19 protein-coding genes are annotated in these 16,821 nt (G+C 59.8%); 4 read left to right on the top strand and 15 right to left on the bottom strand.

The window, feature by feature from the left end; all coding sequences use genetic code 11:
* Positions 1 to 657: 657 nt before the first annotated feature.
* Positions 658 to 2,124 carry a hypothetical protein gene (locus tag ACWF6P_RS18175; protein ID WP_378448607.1) on the top strand — a complete coding sequence of 489 codons (1,467 nt, stop codon included), beginning with the start codon at positions 658 to 660 and terminating at the stop codon, positions 2,122 to 2,124.
* Complete coding sequence (locus ACWF6P_RS18180; RefSeq protein ID WP_452621928.1) at positions 2,118 to 3,569, top strand: glycosyltransferase; 1,452 nt, start codon at positions 2,118 to 2,120, stop codon at positions 3,567 to 3,569. Before ACWF6P_RS18175 ends, ACWF6P_RS18180 begins: the two co-directional genes overlap by 7 nt.
* A 2-nt stretch (positions 3,570 to 3,571) precedes the next feature.
* On the opposite strand, the gene ACWF6P_RS18185 is transcribed toward ACWF6P_RS18180, so the two are convergent.
* A complete protein-coding gene (locus ACWF6P_RS18185) occupies positions 3,572 to 4,660 on the bottom strand; it encodes an O-antigen ligase family protein (protein WP_452621929.1) in 1,089 nt (362 codons plus the stop codon).
* Positions 4,661 to 5,095: 435 nt separating this feature from the next.
* Between ACWF6P_RS18185 and ACWF6P_RS18190 the strand changes: the two genes are divergently transcribed.
* Positions 5,096 to 5,503, top strand: coding sequence for a helix-turn-helix domain-containing protein (locus ACWF6P_RS18190; protein ID WP_452621930.1), 408 nt, complete (start codon positions 5,096 to 5,098; stop codon positions 5,501 to 5,503).
* A gap of 155 nt (positions 5,504 to 5,658) precedes the next feature.
* Here ACWF6P_RS18190 and ACWF6P_RS18195 read toward each other — a convergent pair whose 3' ends face one another.
* From ACWF6P_RS18195 to ACWF6P_RS18210, 4 genes are all read right to left on the bottom strand, one after another.
* Positions 5,659 to 6,582 carry a UTP--glucose-1-phosphate uridylyltransferase gene (locus ACWF6P_RS18195; RefSeq protein ID WP_378448611.1) on the bottom strand — a complete coding sequence of 308 codons (924 nt, stop codon included), beginning with the start codon at positions 6,580 to 6,582 and terminating at the stop codon, positions 5,659 to 5,661.
* A 573-nt stretch (positions 6,583 to 7,155) separates the two neighbouring features.
* Complete coding sequence (locus ACWF6P_RS18200; protein ID WP_452621931.1) at positions 7,156 to 8,304, bottom strand: beta-mannosidase; 1,149 nt, start codon at positions 8,302 to 8,304, stop codon at positions 7,156 to 7,158.
* Between the two features lie 46 nt (positions 8,305 to 8,350).
* Positions 8,351 to 10,084, bottom strand: a complete 1,734-nt coding sequence (locus tag ACWF6P_RS18205) for an ArnT family glycosyltransferase (protein ID WP_452621932.1) — start codon at positions 10,082 to 10,084, stop codon at positions 8,351 to 8,353.
* Positions 10,081 to 12,042 (bottom strand): hypothetical protein, encoded by a 1,962-nt coding sequence (locus tag ACWF6P_RS18210; RefSeq protein WP_452621933.1) that lies wholly within the window; start codon positions 12,040 to 12,042, stop codon positions 10,081 to 10,083. Before ACWF6P_RS18210 ends, ACWF6P_RS18205 begins: the two co-directional genes overlap by 4 nt.
* Positions 12,043 to 12,347: 305 nt before the next feature.
* On the opposite strand from ACWF6P_RS18210, the gene ACWF6P_RS18215 reads away from it, so the two are divergent.
* Positions 12,348 to 13,070, top strand: a complete 723-nt coding sequence (locus ACWF6P_RS18215) for a hypothetical protein (RefSeq protein WP_452621934.1) — start codon at positions 12,348 to 12,350, stop codon at positions 13,068 to 13,070.
* A gap of 34 nt (positions 13,071 to 13,104) precedes the next feature.
* On the opposite strand, the gene ACWF6P_RS18220 is transcribed toward ACWF6P_RS18215, so the two are convergent.
* The 10 genes from ACWF6P_RS18220 to ACWF6P_RS18265 all read right to left on the bottom strand — a co-directional run bounded on the left by ACWF6P_RS18220 (position 13,105) and on the right by ACWF6P_RS18265 (position 16,804).
* Complete coding sequence (locus ACWF6P_RS18220) at positions 13,105 to 13,302, bottom strand: CsbD family protein (protein WP_378448616.1); 198 nt, start codon at positions 13,300 to 13,302, stop codon at positions 13,105 to 13,107.
* An 80-nt stretch (positions 13,303 to 13,382) separates the two neighbouring features.
* Complete coding sequence (locus tag ACWF6P_RS18225) at positions 13,383 to 13,646, bottom strand: GlsB/YeaQ/YmgE family stress response membrane protein (protein WP_378448617.1); 264 nt, start codon at positions 13,644 to 13,646, stop codon at positions 13,383 to 13,385.
* 219 nt (positions 13,647 to 13,865) lie between these two features.
* Complete coding sequence (locus ACWF6P_RS18230) at positions 13,866 to 13,988, bottom strand: hypothetical protein (protein ID WP_378548328.1); 123 nt, start codon at positions 13,986 to 13,988, stop codon at positions 13,866 to 13,868.
* Positions 13,989 to 14,052: 64 nt separating this feature from the next.
* On the bottom strand, positions 14,053 to 14,637 hold the full coding sequence (locus ACWF6P_RS18235; RefSeq protein ID WP_452621935.1) for a hypothetical protein: 585 nt from the start codon (positions 14,635 to 14,637) through the stop codon (positions 14,053 to 14,055).
* Positions 14,634 to 15,203, bottom strand: coding sequence for a DUF6286 domain-containing protein (locus ACWF6P_RS18240; protein ID WP_452621936.1), 570 nt, complete (start codon positions 15,201 to 15,203; stop codon positions 14,634 to 14,636). Before ACWF6P_RS18240 ends, ACWF6P_RS18235 begins: the two co-directional genes overlap by 4 nt.
* A complete protein-coding gene (locus ACWF6P_RS18245; RefSeq protein WP_452621937.1) occupies positions 15,200 to 15,589 on the bottom strand; it encodes an Asp23/Gls24 family envelope stress response protein in 390 nt (129 codons plus the stop codon). The genes ACWF6P_RS18240 and ACWF6P_RS18245 overlap by 4 nt, the downstream gene beginning before the upstream one ends.
* Positions 15,582 to 15,761, bottom strand: coding sequence for a hypothetical protein (locus ACWF6P_RS18250; protein WP_230816399.1), 180 nt, complete (start codon positions 15,759 to 15,761; stop codon positions 15,582 to 15,584). The genes ACWF6P_RS18245 and ACWF6P_RS18250 overlap by 8 nt, the downstream gene beginning before the upstream one ends.
* A 38-nt stretch (positions 15,762 to 15,799) precedes the next feature.
* Complete coding sequence (locus ACWF6P_RS18255; protein ID WP_452621938.1) at positions 15,800 to 16,066, bottom strand: hypothetical protein; 267 nt, start codon at positions 16,064 to 16,066, stop codon at positions 15,800 to 15,802.
* On the bottom strand, positions 16,059 to 16,343 hold the full coding sequence (locus ACWF6P_RS18260; RefSeq protein ID WP_378448622.1) for an Asp23/Gls24 family envelope stress response protein: 285 nt from the start codon (positions 16,341 to 16,343) through the stop codon (positions 16,059 to 16,061). Before ACWF6P_RS18260 ends, ACWF6P_RS18255 begins: the two co-directional genes overlap by 8 nt.
* Positions 16,340 to 16,804: an Asp23/Gls24 family envelope stress response protein gene (locus tag ACWF6P_RS18265; protein ID WP_378635405.1), complete on the bottom strand. Its 465-nt coding sequence runs from the start codon at positions 16,802 to 16,804 to the stop codon at positions 16,340 to 16,342. The genes ACWF6P_RS18260 and ACWF6P_RS18265 overlap by 4 nt, the downstream gene beginning before the upstream one ends.
* Between the last annotated feature and the right edge of the window lie 17 nt (positions 16,805 to 16,821).

A 16,821-nucleotide genomic window follows, 5' to 3' on the forward strand; every position in this document is an offset into this window, starting at 1 on the left:
GATCAAACGCAAAGTCGCCCCAGTTCAGGCCCGTAGCCGCGCACGCTCCCGCTCATTCCAATCTGACCGCAGCGCAACTGCTTTGCGACTTGCCCTCCGAACGCAGCTCGACCGGAACAGCGGGGCGAAAGATCGATTCAGAAGCAACTTTCGCGTTACTTCGTCGAAAGTGCAGCAAACAGAAGGACCTTACTCGTCAGTAGGCGGTTGCCACAGCGCATCGCATTACCGATACCGCCTGAATAGAGGATCATTTCCATCGGTAACCGACGCAATGACTTTCGCCGACAGAAGGTGCCTGCGCCGTTGGGGACCTACGTCCCCGGCAGGGATCTTGGTCCCTACTGCCGATTCGATGTGCAATTCGAAGGCGAATAGCCGTACAGCCCTTGCTGATACAGGTAGCACCCTTGAAACAAGATCAGGTCGCTTGTCCAGTTCGCGACAAACCGACCGCTGAAATGAATTTTCTATGCGTCTCACTATGTGAGATTTCTACCCGGCTTCAGCCGTTCCGCATCGGTGGGTGTTCGGATTCGCACCTTGTGACCGATCACGTAAGGTCGACAAAAGTCGGGTTCGTTGACACAAGCTCACGCCAGCCGACACGGCCGGCACAGCCCGAGTAGACGACCAGTTCGAATAGGACTACATATCTTGAAGATTCGCGACCTACGCACGCAGTCGGGAATTATCCCCCGCCTCACCGTCCGTTGGCTGATGATTGCAGCCGCGACAATCTTTGCTTTCTGGCCTACGTGGACCAATTTGTGGAGGAGCACAGCGAGTGGCACCGCCATCGGATACGTTTTCGTCCTCCCCCTGCTGTGCCTGATAGCTGCCGTCGGAACAGATTTACGACGAGGCCCGGACCTCCCGATCCATGATCGTGAGACGGACAAGATTGTCGGCGGTATCGGCCTACTGGTCTCGCTGGGGTTGCAGGCACTCCTTATGCCACGTTTTGCCGAGAACTACGAATTGATGCATATCGATGTAATCGCGGCTTGGGTATTTGTCTGGAGCGCAGCGGTTCTCATGTTCGGGTTACGTCCAGTGAATCGTTACTGGGCAATATGGGTTGTTCCGATCCTTCTGGCTCCGCTCATCTACCGCACGTTGGCGACTGAACTCGGCGGCACACGCTTCGACTACAGCATCATCATGGTGTTGGTCGCTTCGGCCGCCACGACGATCGCCGTCAGTCGAACGTGGAAGAGAGGATTCGCCGGGTTCGTCGGCTCGTCCGTCTTGGGTGCAGGCTTGGTCTACTACCTCTCCCGTCAGTACCCGACTGCGCCGTTGTTCAGCATCCAACTGCTACCGGCATTAGGTAGCGCATTGCTGGTAGGCGGGTTCTTCTACTTGTACGAGCGACGCGGAAAGTCCTGGAAGCCGTTCGAGCGTCCGCTCCGGAATCCTTCTACGTCAACCAGCAACTGGACGATCCTGGTGGTGTTCGCCGCAGCGATTGTGATGTTCTTTACGCCAGTGCCCACCGCACAGAACGTTCCGGTCTCGGTAGGGCCGCCGGCGACATCCGATCCACGACTCGTCGTCCCCGCTGGTTGGCGTGAAATCTCGACCAACGAATACGACTGGCCGAGAAAGTACTTCGGTTCCACTTCGGCACTCACTCGCCAGACGATTCGTGCTGACACACCCAACCCTGCATGGGACAGCCAGATGCGCCCACGCACCGTCCAAATGGACGTTGTTCAAGTGCGTCGCCCATCCACTTTGGCTGTCTATCCGAGCAACACAACCTATGATCTCCAGAATGCACGTGTCAGCCCAACGGTACGAGTTGAGTTGAGCCGTGGGGTGGTCGCAGAAATGTACACCGTTGTCGACGACTCCCTCCTCCTCACCTGGAGCAACCTCAATTTCGTGTGGACACGTGGCGACGGCGCCGCACAGCGCGTCACCCTCTTGACAGTGGACAATCATGAACCGAATGCCTTGTTCCCCGAACCGAAACCATCGATGGCGTCGAATGGAAGCAACACCTTGGCCGTTCTACTCAGAGGCCGGATATCGACGGTGGACAGTGAATCTCAGTACAAGGACCTAGGTATGCTCCAGTCACTCGGAAGGCTTGTCGTGGAGGCACAGAAGTGGTAATTCCCAATCTCTCTGTTGAGGACGAAAGCTCCGAGGAATTCAAACGAGCCGCACTCCACGACGCTGTGAACGGGCTGCGTGAACGCAAACCGATTTCATCGGCATCAATTGCGTTCTATCCTTGGCAGCGCAACATCCTGCTCGTGATTCTCGCGATCACAATCGCCTGTCTTGTCTTCTTCCTGACTCCCACGCTCATCGTTCTCACATTGGTGTGCACGCTCGGGTACGTATGGGCGATGGTGGATCGACTTGTGTTGTTCACACGCGGTTTGGATGCTTCCTCGATCGTGACGATCAGCGATCAAGAGGCAAGCGCACTTTCGGATGAAGATCTCCCGCACTACACAATCCTTGTTCCGGCGTACAACGAACCGGAAGTAGTCGGGGACCTGATTTCCGCCATGCGTGCAATCGACTACCCCTCGGACAAATTGCAAGTGCTGTTGCTCCTCGAAGAGGATGACGCTGTCACGATCGACGCTGCAACTGCCGCCGGAGTCGATGAAGTGGTGAGCATCTTGAAGGTCCCCGCTGCAGATCCACGTACCAAACCCAAAGCCTGCAACTACGGTTTGCACTTCTCGACCGGCGAGATAATCACCATCTATGACGCCGAAGACTCTCCGGATCCTCTTCAGTTACGCCGCGTAGTAGCGACTTTCGCGAAGCTTCCAGCGAATACTGCGTGTGTGCAGGCCAAACTCGCGTTTCACAACGGAACTCAGAATCTGTTGACTGCATGGTTCACGGCCGATTACGCCCTCTGGTTCAATTTCATCCTCCCCGGACTGATGCGCAGCCAATCACCAATCCCCCTGGGAGGCACGTCCAATCATCTTCGCCGAAGTGTGCTCGACGAGATCGGCGCCTGGGATCCCTTCAATGTCACCGAGGATGCAGACCTCGGAGTCCGCATCGCCGAGAGCGGTTACCGGACCGCAGTTCTGAACTCGACGACGCTCGAAGAGGCCAACAGCGACACGATCAACTGGATCCGCCAACGCTCACGCTGGTACAAGGGTTACCTGCAGACTTGGTTGGTTCATATGCGTCAACCGTTGAAACTGTGGCGCGGACTCGGCACGGTCGGATTCTTACGCTTCACCATCTTGATGGCGGGGACACCCATTGTGGCGACACTGAACATGGCGTTCTGGCTGATCAGTCTGGGTTGGATTCTCGGCCAGCCCGAGGTCATCCACGACGTGTTTCCCAATTACGTCTATTTTCCTGCCCTCGTGTCACTCGTGTTCGGTAACGCTGCAGTCCTTTACATGAACTTGGTGGCATGCCGAGAGACCCGAAATCCTATGCTGCTGATAGCTTGCCTGACCGCTCCGCTTTACTGGGTATTGATGAGTATCGCGGCCATCAAAGGCACATATCAGTTGATACGCAACCCGTCTTACTGGGAGAAGACCTTCCACGGCTTGAACACGTAGTCTCAATTCCCGATCAACGCTTGTTGCGCGGGTTGAGCTTTGGAGCTTGCGGTCCGATCACTCTCCGTCGACAAACATGCAAAGGCGAGTACGACTGGTAGCCAGTAGTAGGCCTGCTCGAAGAACGCCGATGTCAGAGCGAATGTCATCATCGAGACCAGCACGCCGGCCGCAGCAGCGTTCTTGCCGGACTTCATCGATCTGAACGCGACCAGTGCCGTCGCGCAGATGATCAGTGCCACGGCAAGGGCGAGAACCACCCCGCCTTGGTACCAGGATCGTAGGAACACATTGTGAACGACGGTGACGTTGTCGAACGAGGCAGCATTCGCCGAGTTCAAACCGATGCCGGACAGCGGATGCGCACGAATCGCGTCCCACGCGAATCCGTAAGTGTCGTTACGGATCTCGAGCGTGCTGACAGCTTTGGTCTGGCCGGTGACCTGGAGGTATCGATCGGCCGGCGTCTCCAGGTGCTTGCCGAACTCGGTATATGTGATTGCGATCCAGAAGAGAATGGCGGCACCGACAAAACTCTTGGCGATGGTGGTGATCTTCACTCGCGAAGAAATCGCCACGACGATCAGTCCGATCGCGCAGGCCGACAACGAACTCAAACTACCGGTCGCCAGCAGTCCCACCGCGTTCACGATCGAGATCAGCACCAGAACGAGCCGATTCTCCGCCTTTCGCACCGCAGCCCCCAGGCAGAGAATCAGTGCAAGTGAGGACATGATGCCCAGAACGTTCGGATGACCTGCGAGACCTGGAGCACGACCGTTCACAACACCGAAACCGAAGACGGATGAACCAGCCAGTTGGATGGCGGCGACCAGAGCAGAAACCGATTGGCTTGCGATGAACGCAATACAGACACGCCTGACAAAAGCCGGATCACGCTGGACATTGGCGACCATCACAAATATCCCGAGCCCGAGAACAATGAAAAGTTGGACTCCAACGTAGAGATTTCCGGTGACATCACTGCCACGCGTCGCCGTCACCGTCGCGACGAGGGCTGCGTAGCCGGCCAACAACCAGATGCTGACAAACTGCGGCCGAGCGACTCGTCCCAGCGCTACTGAGGTCACGATAACCACAAGCACCGCCATCGCCCATAACTGTGTGACGGTGCCGGGCAACGAGCGGTATATCGGAACTACGATCGCAATCGCCATCCAAATGGCGGTGGTCGGCGAAAATGGAATTCTGGCTGTTCGCCTTGCCGTCGGAGCGACACCATCACGAAGGCCTTCAAGTCTGAGTTGACTCGGCGTTGTCATTGAGTTCCCGCTTCCGACAATCGAATTTTTTGCATTTCACCCTCAATTTCACCCTTCACCAGCGACCGACTGAATAATCCCCGCTCAGAGAAGAAGTCAGTCCCCGTCAGCGACGTCGCGTAACTGCAAATAAGCGAATCGTCGGCGAAAAACTTTGCCACGGCATGGCAGATATCCAAATGTCCTCGACTTGTAGCCGAAAGGAAGTGGCATATACCTCTCGGCTCAGGCAATATGACCGCTATGAGTGGTTTCTCCGCATGGGTCGAGCATCAACTGGAACTTCGCTCGTTCAGCGACATCCAGGAAGCTGCGCGTGCGCTGAAGATTCGACCTTCCGAACTGAGTCGATGGCTTTCGGCCAAGCGCCCTCCCACCCAGGACACGATGCGGACGGCATGTCAGGTCTTCGACGCTCCGATTACAGAGGTGCTCGTAGCCGCCGGTTATCTGACTCCTGAAGAAGCGCGGCCGGGAACGACCCCACCGTCGGTTCTGAATTCGATCGCGACGCAAGCCCTGGTGGACGAACTCGCCCGCCGCGGTATCGACCAACACAGCGGTATCGACCAACACAGCGGTATCGATCAGCACAGCGGTATCGATCAGCACAGCGGTATCGACCAACACAGCGGTATCGATCAACACTGAGCTGCCGGAATCGCATCTAGCTTGGAGCAGGAATTGATCGCGGTCGTACCCGAATGAGCCTTGGCTACCGACGTTCACATGTGCGCACGTAGAAATGGTGCGGATTCTCTTGCACCAAAACATATTTCGACCTCTGGTGTCATGGGCGGGATTCTTCAGTAGGTCAGCTGCGGATCGGGCTGATCCAATCGTTCCTTGAGCCAGACTCTCAATTCCGGTCCGTACTCGGTGCGGCTGAGCGCATGGTCGAGAGAAGCTCGCAGAAAGCCGCCCGGGTTACCCAGATCGTGGCGGGTGCCGTGATGGACGACGACGTGAACCGGATGCCCCTCCGCAATCAACAGCGCTATCGCATCCGTCAGTTGCAGCTCGCCACCTTGCCCTGGCGAGATTCGCCGGAGCGCATCGAACACGGCGCGATCGAGAAGGTAGCGTCCGGCTGCGGCGAGAGTGGACGGAGCATCCGCCGGGTCCGGCTTCTCCACCATGCCGACGACGGCAAGCACATCGGGATCGTCGCCCTCCACGGGCGCTTGCACGTCGAACACTCCGTAGGCACCAACACGATCCGGCGCGACGTCGAACGCGCACAGCACGGAACCACCACGCTCGGCACGCACTTTCGCCATCGCGTCGAGAACGCCGCAGGGGTGAACCAGGTCGTCGGGAAGCAGCACCGCGAACGAGTCCTCGTCGGCATCCAACACTGACTCGACAAGACCGACAGCGTGCCCCAAGCCGAGTGGGGATTCCTGTACGACAGGCTTCACGGATATAAGGCCCGGCGCTCGACGCACGCGCTCGAGTAGATGGTGCTTTCCACTCGCGGCAAGCTTGCCCTCGAGCACCAGATCCTCGACGAAGTGCCCGATCACCGACGCCTTTCCGGGCGCGGTCACAATCACCAATCGTTCCGCGCCGGCCTGAGCCGCTTCGCTGGCAACCAGTTCTATCCCGGGCGTATCCACGACAGGGAGTAGCTCTTTCGGGATCGTCTTGGTGGCCGGAAGGAAGCGGGTCCCCATCCCGGCAGCAGGTACCACCGCAGTCTTGAAAGGCCGTTCAGAGTATCCAGTCATCGTTCACCTCTCCGCTCACGCGATGCTCCACACACTTACCGTTACGCGCATGCAGCGGTCGTCCCCTCATTTCCGACGACCGAAAGCTCACATCGCATGTACAGCCTGCGCACAAGGTCTACCGGGCGACCGATGCTGTCGCAAGTTGACTCGAACTCGGAATTCGTTGCGCGCGAGAGCTACACACCGCCCCGCATTGTCACTCCCACGAGGGTCGCACCGAACTCCGCTCACTACCCGTTACCACGGCGAACGGTCGTGCCCGCATTTCGACGTCAATCAGAACGGGACCGCCCTGTCAACCAAAGGGGCAGGTACAGCACAACTTCCGACCGCAGCGGTCCGATCGGACCGTCCTCGTGCGACCGGACGTAGGTCCTGCGGGCGCCGCGTCGATGGTCCCGCCCCGTCGCGCCGGCTTTCAAGTTCGGTTATCCGCAGGTGAATGCCACTGAATGCCATTGAATACAAACGAAATACGATCATCACATCACAAAGACACGTTCAGGTCGTTATCAAATCGTGATCAAATATCCGCTGCGCGAATAAAAGAGGGGTCGGCCGGAGACCGCGCTAACCTGCCAGTGAAGTGATCACGTCGAAGAGTGGATCGTCAGGCCCGATGTCCATCGTGCACTCGTTCGGACGTGGATCCGGAACAAAGGCCCACAGGAGGGCTCCCGCCGTGCCGGCCGCCTTCTGCCCCGTCAGCTTCGTCTCGATATTCGTGGCTCTGGTCGCCAGTGATTCACAACTGCCCGCCAATTCGCCTGTCTCGGCGACCAACAACGGCTTCCCGACGGTCGCCGCCTGTTCGATGCGACGGGCCAGTCCGTTCCACTGATCGCCTGGAAGCGGTACTCCGTCCGCTCCGTAGTCGTGATACTGCAGAACGTCGACGAAGTCGGACTCGCTCACGTATTGGTAGTCGTCACCAGCAGTGCCGCACTGACCGCCCCCGACGTATCCCGCCGTGATCAGAGTGTTCGGATCAATCGCGCGAAGCTCGGCGCCTGCCGTGTCGAAGAACTCCCGCAACACCTGCGCGGAATCAGACGGGCACGTTCTCGTCCACCAATTGCAGGCCGCGTCGGTACACAGACTTGGCTCCGGCTCCCCCACCAATTCCCACGCCGCGACGGAAGGTTCGTTCTTCCAGCGGTCGACGGCGGTGTGCATCCAGTCCTGGAAGCTCATGGTGGCTCGACCCGGGATCAGGTTCGCGACCTTCCAGTCGTCGGTGTACCAATCCCTGGACTTGAATTGCCCGTCATCACACCCACTGTCCTGGGGTGAGAGCACCGGAATCGTGAACTGGTTGTGTCGCGCCGCAGCATCGAACACCGCGTCCATCGGGCCGAAATCCATCTCTCCGGAGAATTTGTTCACCGCAAGCGCCTGGAAGGCGTTGAAGCGTGTGATGGAGTTGGGTGGCAGCGAACCGAAGTACGCGTCGAGATCGACCATGGCGCCGCAGCCGAAGTTCACCGACCAATCAGTGGCCAGCTGATAGGCATTGAGCCCGGTAGGCCACCACGGCTGGCCGTCGAGCGTCAGTCCGTTCGACGACGCTCCGACCCGAATTTGCTTGGGAGAATCGGCGCCTGCGGGCATCGTGAACACGCCCACGACCGCAGCGACGGTCACAACGGCGGCTACAGCGGAAGCGACACGGCGCCGGACTGCGCCACGCTCACGCGGACGCACTTCTTCAGAAGACATCTGCAACCATCCACGTCATACGGACAATCCTCCCACACGAATTGCCTCATCGACCCGTTTGGCGTTCACCGGTGATGCGGTACAAACGCCAGGCCGACGGGTCCATGCCGCCGTCGTTGGGTACTTCGAGCATCAGTGCACCGACCCCGCCTGCACCGGTGTCGTACATCGTCGGATAGCGCCGATTGACGGCGTCCGAAACGCCACGACCGGTATTCGGAACCGACAGGATGTACTCGACGTGATGTTCGGCGGGGTTGTTCAGTACGCGCACGAAGTCCGCATCGGAGGGCACGACAAACTGCCGAGGGTTGTTCGAGGACGCCACGACGGCGTAACTCTCCACGGTGTCGAGCAGAACCGAGCCCTCCGGCAGATGCAAGTCGTCCAGATACTTGGCGATGCGACGCTCCGCCGCAAACGTGCGGAGATTCGTCTGCTCCTCGAGATTCTGCCGGCCCGGAATGATCGCGCTGGCAATGGAATGCTCGAGCACTGCGAGCCGGGCATTACCCATCGCGACAAACGTGACCAACGTCGAGCCCACCAGCAGGCACAGAGAGATCACAAGGGGCAGAGAAGGTCCCGACTGTTCGGGGTACGTCGTCACCGAGCGTGACGCAGCAGCCCCCGGCCGACGCGTGACGACCGGAATGCCGCGTGGAGCGATCAGTACGACCAACACGAAGCACAGCGGAATTATCGAAATGTAGAAGCGCAGAAGGGGAAACGTCGAGCCCATCACGTACAGAAGCGTCTGAGCGCCGAGGATCGCGCCGAACAGCACAAGAGGCACGACCACTTCGGTGTCCCGCCGCCGGAGTGCGTAGACGATTGCCAGGACCGCGAACACCGGGAGCGCCGGCCCGAGTACGGCCATTTCGGTAATCGAGAAGGTAAGGCGTGTAATCGGTGAGTCGGTTCCGGCCCCAGCCTGCTCGAGGATGGAACTGTTCCCGTACACCGACGAGAACTGTTGGAACGCTTGGCCCGTGATAAGCCAGCTGGCAAACGACCACAAGACGAACGCCAGGAACCCCGGGATCATCACGACGGCACCGTCGAGTGCCGCTGCCCAGAGCCGCAAGCCAGGTCCCGCGCCCTCGCCCCGCTCCTCCGCGGTCGGTTGAAAACGACGCCAACTCACCACAGTCACCAGCACCACTGCGACGAACAGCGGTGCCAATGCGTCGTATCGAGTGAGGTACGCCAGTGCAAATGCGAGGCCGGCACCGATGAGGTCGTGCACGTCGTCGCTGCGCATCCACCGAATCAGACGACGGGTCGCCCACAGAACGAAGAAGAGGAACGGGGCTTCGCTCATTCCGCTCGCCGCGTACATGACGATCATCGGATTGACGGCGAACAACACCGTAAGGACGACGGTGACCCATCGCGCACACCCGCGGTCGCGACTGATCCCGCGTATCTGAATCACCGCACCAGCCATGAACGCCGCAGACATCACGACCGCAGTGATGTTCCACCGCAGCAGATCCGGCCACCAGTGGCCCAACAGACCCATCGGAATCTGGACGGCCGCCGTCAACGGCGTGAACACGAATCCGATCGCCGCGAAGTGCGGATCACGGCTGAGCAGCATCGCCGACACCGCGGCAACACGGCTGAGCGAGTCGGTGAAGATGAAGCCGATGCCGGCGTTCATCCACACACCCAACGCGGTGTAGATCGCGAAGAGAACAACAAACATCCGCCAGGGCTTGCGGCCCGGCAGGTCGTGGACCGCGACGGACGTGGCCGGGCGATCGGTGACGGTCACTGTCCTCGACGCCTCGTCACGAGCACACCGCCGACGGCCACAGCGATCAGAACCACGGTCCCGAATCCGATCCAGCCGATCGTGACCGCGCTCAGGCCGGTCTCTTCTTCGGCGGGTGTCGCAGTGCCCAACGGTGCGACGTTGACGCCGATATCGAACGGCTCGCCGCCCACAGGCGCCACCAGTAGATCGCCCGTCAGTTCTGCGAATCTGTCCTTCCCGCCCTCCAACCAGTTGAGCAGACCGTCGGCATCGGCCGCATTACTCTTCGACGTCAGCGCTACCACTTGGTTGTGTGAACCTGAAACCACCTGCAAGGCGCCGTATTGCCCACCGAATTCCAGGCCTTGCAAGCGCAGAAGTCCTTGATCTGCAGTGTCCATCGGTAGAGCAACCGGAGCGGGCAGGGTTCCGTCCGCCGCGATCAACAACGCCGGCAGAGAACTGGTCGCGGCTTCGCCGAACGGAAGCACACGCGGTTGCATCGGCAGATAGCTCAACCGCTGCATCGCGACAACTAGGCGCTGAGCTCGGATGAGATCGGCAAAATCACCTCGGCTCAAACCGACGTCGAGCGTGGGCAGCATCGACTGCGGCAAGGCCTGGAATCCTCCAGGCGTCGGCGGAAATCCGGTAGAGGAGGTGATGGTGCTGGCCGGGTCGACGGTGAGGGACGAAGGACTACTTGTGCCGCACTGGAAGTCACCGGTCACGTCCATCGAGACCTCGAACGTCAAATCGCGCCGCAGGAGTTCGTTCGGAACATCGACCCCGATGTCGAAGCGCCCGGTCTCGTTCACCGTTTGCGAAGCAAGTCTCGTATCCCCGAGCGAAATCGAAAGCTCTCCGTTGCGCGAATTCGGCAACGGCACATAGGAACCGATCATTCTTACCGACACGTCCTTCATCGGACGCCCCAGCTGCGACTGACTGAACGGGACGTCGACCTCGATGTGATTGAGACCGGAAGCCGTCAATGTTCCGAGCTTCAGTTGGCCGACGGTGATCGCGTCCTGGGAGATCTGGGCGACTGTGTTGTCCGGCGATGCAAGCGCTCTGCTGGCTGCCCAGTAGCCGTCGAAGTTCGCCGCCAAGAGACTGACCTGAGGAACGAGGGTCTTGTCGTCCCCCGAAATCCGCAGCACAGGTGAACCATTCGGAGTCGCCGCAAGATCAATGCCGGCGTCCCCGCTGTTGCCGAGCACAACAGCGCGCTCGAAGAGTCCCGGCTCGGCAGACGGTAGGCTCTGGCTGTTCGGCAGTTGCTCCACCACCACGGCATCGGGCTGACTTCCGTATTTGTTGACAATTGCTGCACTCAGTTGCAAAGCCGCGCTCTGCTGCGACCCCGACGAGCCGTCCGTGACGTAGATGGTTGTCTTCCTCAAAATCGGAGGAAAGAACGTTGCGACAGTTGTCGGCTGCTGCTCGGTCCCGTCGTAGGCGACGAAAGCATCCCGGAGCGCGAGGGGCTGGTATCTCGTTCTGTCGTAGCAGCGGTTGTCGACGGGAACGAGGTGAGCGATCATCGACACGGTCACGCTGCGGTCGACCACTTCGAGCCCTTGCAACGGAACCGAAATGGGTAGACCGGTTCCGGCTTGCCCTGCGTCGAAATCGACGCGGCTTACCAGACGTCCGTCGGCAGTCACTTCGAGCCACCCCCGACTGAAGTCGGTCGGGGCAGTCAGGATGCCGGTCACAGCAGTTGCGGTCAGTCCGTCCGGCACCGGCACGGTCACCAATACGGGCGCGTCGTCGGAGGAGAACACGATGTCTGTTCCCCGCCCGAGTTCGGTGAAGGAGATCGGGCTAACAGCTGGGGCGACAACCGAAGTGTCGGAGTCGTCCTCGAAATCCTGGGCCGAGGCCACAGTGCCGAGCGGAAGCACTAAGGTAACCGCGACAGCCACCGGCATTGCCAGCGCGCGCGTCAGCCAGGTTCGAGTGTGGCCCATCAATGTGTCTCCTCGACATCTTTTGTTTCCGCGCGATCACCAAACACAAATCACGAGTAGCAATCTCGCCAGTTCGCGACGGTCACAGGTCCGATCGCACCGTTACGGACAAACAAACCATAACGACCAATTTGTGCGTTTGGCTAATTATCCCGACGGGCGAGACTTTTGTTACGGCACGTCACATGATTAGTAATCACCGCCACTGGGAAGCCGACAGAAGCCGCCAAAAAGCCCGTCAAAACGCCTGAACGTCCGTCCAGTCTGGGCGATTCGCAGGCGGAAAGTTTTCAGATAAGGATCCCGTGACGATCAATTCGATCATCCCCGTCGGCAAGAGCGCGATCGGAACATTGATCGGTGCACCGTTCCAATTCGCATCATCGCTGCGCAGGGCCAGGGCTTTCCACCCTTACGGGCTCGAACTGAAGGGAACACTGAAACCGGCCACTCCCTGGTGGCCGGTATCGGAGTCGTCGACGATTACCGTCAGCGCTCGAATGTCGAAGGCACTCGGAACACCGGGGGACCTACCAGACGTACTCGGCCTGGCTCTTCGGTTGCATGATGTCGGCGCCGATGAAATCCCGTGGGACATTCTTCTCGCAACATCAGGACTTTCTACCTTCTCGAAAATGTTTCCCGCTCCGGCATTCTCATGGAACGGCGCGAGATACAGCACACTGGTTCCGTACTCACGCGCGGGCGGCGCCGCAGCGTGGCTGATCGTGACACCGCGCGGCGTCCACCCGACCGGCACTTCACTGCCCGCGCTGAAGGCGGCCGTCGATCATTCCCCTCTGCACTTCTCCGTCTACCTTGCGAGAATCCAACTTCAGTTGATTCCGATCGGACACCTCTGCCTCGACGAAGTCGCGGACCACCCGGATTGCCTCCAGCCGTCCTTCGATCCGATTCTGCACAGGCCGACCCACATGCGCATGCTTCCGGAGTGGCTCGCGGAAACGCGGAAGCTCGCGTATCGCGGTAGCCGCAACGGCCGAGGAGACACACAAAAGCGCGGTTGACCGGACTTGCCGATCAACCGCGCCCGAAGCTCACTCAGTTGGTGAACTTGTCCTTGATATCCGAGACCTTGTCACTGACAGCGTCTCCGGCCTTCTTGACCTTTGCCTCGCCCTGATCGGCAACACCTTCGGCAGCCAGATCATCGTTCCCCGTGGCATTTCCGAACTTTTCCTTCGCCTCGCCGATGAGATCCTCAGCGCGGTGCTTTGCCTTGTCGATGAAGTCGGACATGTGTTTCTCCTTCTAGGATTCGGCCGTGAAATTCGGTCGTGGGATTCGGTCGAACTCGAACAGCGTGGAATAGATGTGGGTCAGCGTTTTCCGGTGACTGCCTTGACCAGGAACAGCAAGATGACGGCACCGAGAAGGCAGGTGAGGAAGCTGAAGATCCAGCCTGCACCCTCGACATCGAAACCGAAGACCCGTAGCAGGAAGCCACCGATCAGGCCGCCGATGACACCGACCACGATGTTGAGGAAAATTCCTTGCTGGGCATCGGTTTTCATGATCTTACTGCCGATCCAACCCGCCAGTCCACCGATAATGATCCAGGCGATGATTCCGAGTGAGAGCATTGTGACTCCTTGAGGTAAGGGACGGCGCAATGAGAGACTGCCGGCGAAGGGAGAGTTCCACGCGATCGGCCCGCGCAACTAGACCGTGATCGCGGGTTGTGTTTGCACACAGCCGGACTCTCCGTCGCACGACGCGGGAGATCGTGCACTCGGTAGCAGCCACATTGTCTGCTTACCTTTCTATCAGGTGGTCACGACAGAACCAAAACGACTGGCCACTCAGCACATACGACGAACAACACTCACCGACCCACACATGATCAGCGTCACGACGATTGCGATCACCATCGATGTCGCAGTCGCCACGAGAACCGTGACGCACAGTGCCACAGCAACATCCATGATTCTGTGCGCGATGGGGAGGTCTACCAATACCCGGTCGTCAGGTGGCTCAAACCTCGATTGATCAGAGAGTTCTCGGCTCATCGTGTTTCGCACTTTCCACGGCGATGCGAGTTCTGGTCGCGACGGACGGATCACCGACTACTGCTTGGATTTGATCGCCGGCATTGGCGACCCGAGAAACCAACTCGGGCAGCGTTTCCGATCCGGATACGACGCTCCGTCTCAAGGTCACCCGCAAATCGACTGTTCGAACTCCGCGGTCGACCAACACTTTTCCTCGAACACGCGATACTTCGTCGAAGCCTTCCAATGATGCACTCGCTCCTTCGGCGACCGCACCCAGATCCGCGGTGATCGAATTGTGAGAGTTCGACCCCGGAACCGTGATCTCCTTCACCCTCCGAAGTGGCACATGAGAAATCAACCACCGCAACGCGAGTAGGGCAAGCAGAGCCCCACCAGCCCCGACAGCCCACGGCCACCACGAGCGGTCGCCGAGATCTTCAACCCACGGGATGTCGATTTGCGCCGGCAGATCCTTGATCACGTCGAGATTCCAGAGGATCGCTGCGACTCCCAGCGCTATCGCGAGCAGTCCCGCGATGCACGTCGCCACGCGATCTATCACCGTCGCCGTTCGGGTCATGATCTTTCCCCCGTCTGGATGCGAATCTTGATTCGAGGGGACGGTGACAGCGTCTGGGTCAAGTCCCCCAGCACGGCACGGATTTCCGATTCCGCGGTCGCGGCCCCATCGAGTGTGACCGTGGCCTTCACTTCGAGCTTGCGCCGAGTCGCGTGTGACGAAGCGGAGCGAACGTGGGTCAACGACTCGACGCGTACCGACGCTACCGCCGCGACATCTGCGGGATCGATCCACGTGTCAACGACTCCGACCAAGGCATTGGCTGTCTTTCGCCGCGGTTTGAGTCCGAGGATCACGAACCACAGACCGATGACGACGGCTGCGATTCCGGCCGGCAACATCCAACTCTGAAAGGCGAGCCCGTCCACATATTCGAAAGCACCCGATATCCACTGCGACCCCGTGATCACGCCGGTGTCCACAAGGACGTCTCGGATCCCGACCACGCCGAGCGCCAGTACCGCCGCGGCGACCAGAAATCCGGTGAACGTAGCTCCTGGCGTCGCCAATGGAACCGGAGCCGCAACCCTCGAGGCGGTAGGTGGTACGACCTTGTCCGAAGTCACTGCACTTTCCTTCCCGCATCACCGTTGGTCGATGCCGGGAGAACGCTCACTATCGACACGTCCACACCGTCTACGTCCAGTCCCGAGATCGATTCCAACTGGGCCCTCACGTTGTCGCGCACCGCGGTGCCGATGACCGACAAGGATCCGGGCCACTCGATCGCGATGTCCACCTTGGCTCGTACCCGCCTGCCGGACACCAGCACTCGTGCCCTCGGCAATTCGCGCCCGGTCAGTTTGTCCATGCCACCGGCGTGCTGACGCACCCCCGGCGTTCCGCGAGTCGCCTCGAGCACCAGCTTCTGCGCGACTCTGTCTCGAATCGTCAGCGTTCCGCGTTCGCCCGGCTCGCCAAGCACAGACTCCGGCAGAGCTGTGTCAGCCACGACCGCGACCCTTCAGCATCACACCGAGGTCGAACTCACCATCACGCTGGCCACCGACCAGGTAACCGACCACGCCGAGGACCAGCGCGATGAGGAATCCGGTGAAACCGCCTGCAGCAGCTGCGACTCCGAGAAGTAGTCCTGCCAGAAGGCCGACAGTCGAGGTGGTCATGTGAATCCTCCGTTGTGGATGACGTTCAAATGTGCGGGTCAGATCTCGGTATAGGTCTTGGCACCCGGCAGCCGAGCGCGCACCCGGCTGTACTGGGCCCGAACGGGTTTGACTATCTGCCGCATCGTGCCGCGCAGCGTCGTACGGACACCCACATCGATCGGGGATGCGAAGTCCCGGTCGATGCGTTCGAGCGCTCGATTGAGCGCATCGGCTGATCCCCCTGCATCGGGGTGGTGCTTCCTGATCGCCGCTCTTCGTGCAGAACGGCGATCAGGTTTAGTACCACGAGAACGCTCAGGCATTGTGCGGGCGGCCTACTACGTCTTCCACCGTCACGTTCACGGGGCCGGAAACGAGTCCCGAAATGGCTTGGCGGATACGTAAAGCGGTCTCACGAACGGCGGCGTCGGCGAAGATGCAGACGTGGACGTCGGTCGACGACTCCGTCACCCGCACGCCGACGACGCGACGACCGGGAAGGTAGGTGCCGACCTCGCCGAACATTCCGGCATGAAGCGATGCGACGCCAGGTACAGCCGTCACGGCCTCAGCGACGGTGTCAGCGATTTCGGAACTCACTGCACCCGTGTGGTCTTGGGCTCGCCTGTTTCGTCGTCACTGCCTTCGTCGAGGTGGACGTCGTGAACCGTGATGTTCACCTCGGTCACCTCGAGACCTGTCATCCGTTCGAGCGCTGCGATGACGTTGCGGCGAATGCCGGTGGCCAGGTCTGCAAGAGATACGCCGTACTCGGCCACGATGTCGATGTCCACCGCTGCTTGCTTTTCGCCGACCTCGACCGAGACGCCCTGGGAGTGGTTGACACTTGCGCCGGGAATCCGCTCGCGCAGTGCACCGACCACCCGGGATGCTCCGCCGCCGACGTCGTACACCCCGCTCACCTCTCTGGTGGCGATTCCGGCAATCTTCGAGACAACGGTGTCGGCGATCGACGTCTTTCCTTGCGAGCTCACCAGAGCCGAGTCGTTCGATGATGCAACATCCTTCGTAGATGCTGTCGCAACCTGCGTGCTGACCATTGTCATCTCCTCCTGTT

The organism is Rhodococcus sp. NPDC055024 (genome assembly GCF_053608585.1).